Genomic DNA, 1,388 nt, shown 5'->3' on the forward strand with positions numbered 1-1,388 from the left:
AGATCCTGATCAACGCATCGATGAAGCTCAGTTCAGGTATTTCAAACTAGCGATCAAAGCATTGGAATCATCGTTAGGAACGATTAGCCAAGACGCACAAGATTCGTAATAAAAATCAAAATAAAAACAACACATGAGAACTTCTAAGCACGCCATTAATTGAAAGCTCATCGATTAATTGCATCTGTCTTTCGCAGCAATCTGGAAGTTCTGTTATTATCCGCGGCCAATAATGATTAAGTATTTTGGAATCCGCATTTATGAAAAGCGATGATCTGTTTGTATTCAGTCAGTACATCAGCCCACAGCACTTTATTTCGCGCGTTGCTGGCAAAGTAGCGAGCACAACATTCGAACCAGTCAAAAACAACTTTATCAACTGGTTCGTCGACAAGTATGACGTCGACATGAGCGAAGCGGCAGAACCAAACCCAACTGCCTACCCTAGCTTCAATGATTTCTTTACCCGCGCTCTCAAAGACGGTGCTCGCCCTGTTGTAGAGGGAGATAACATTCTTTGCTCGCCAGTTGATGGTGCAATCAGTCAGTTAGGTGAAATCAAAGGCGGACAAATATTCCAAGCAAAAGGCCAAAGCTTTAACGTCAATGAATTGCTGGGTGGCGATGAAAAACTTGCTCAACCATTTATGGATGGTGACTTCGCAACGATTTATCTTTCACCTAAAGACTACCATCGCATTCATATGCCTATCACAGGCACATTGAAAAAAATGATTTATGTTCCTGGAAAACTCTTCTCGGTTAACCCTGTAACAGCGCAACGCGTTCCAAATTTATTTGCACGTAATGAGCGAGTCGTAGCGATTTTCGATACAGCAATCGGCCCGATTGCAATGGTTTTGGTTGGCGCAATGATTGTTGCAAGCGTCGAGACAACATGGGCTGGTCTTGTCGCGCCAATGCGTAAAAATGTTGTCAGTTTTGACTACGACAACGAAGAGCCAATCACGATTGAAAAAGGCGCAGAAATGGGCCGTTTTAAGCTAGGGTCTACCGTCGTCTTCTGTGCACCACCAAATACCATCAACTTCGAAGAGTCATTGAAAGCAGAATCACCTGTTCGTATGGGCGAAACATTCGCAACAATAAAGTAAGGCTCTTCAATCGATACTAGCGGTCGCAATGCACCGCTAGTTTCTCTTCATTTATTAACTTTCCAATCAATAGCACATGGCGTTGAATCAAGGCTTTATTGCGTTGAAAAACAGCTGTTCTCTCTTTCCTCCATCGCGCATAACTCTCACTGAGCATTGGTGCTAATTCGCCCTCCAAATCGGCCATTGCTTCGCTCAATGCGTACTGTCGGCGATTAAGATCCGCAGCCCACTGCTGAACCTCACCCACAAAATATTTTTGTACGACGTTTT

Annotated in this window: 2 protein-coding genes; one reads left to right on the forward strand and one right to left on the reverse strand. The window is 43.7% G+C overall.

The window, feature by feature from the left end; genetic code table 11:
* Positions 1 to 260 precede the first annotated feature (260 nt).
* A complete protein-coding gene (asd, locus tag A3762_RS08505) occupies positions 261 to 1,115 on the forward strand; it encodes an archaetidylserine decarboxylase (protein WP_068476423.1) in 855 nt (284 codons plus the stop codon).
* Between the two features lie 16 nt (positions 1,116 to 1,131).
* Here asd and A3762_RS08510 read toward each other — a convergent pair.
* The coding region (locus A3762_RS08510; protein ID WP_156493343.1) for a DUF3080 family protein at positions 1,132 to 1,388 on the reverse strand (257 nt) is incomplete at its 5' end.

The sequence above is a fragment of the Oleiphilus sp. HI0125 genome (assembly GCF_001635355.1).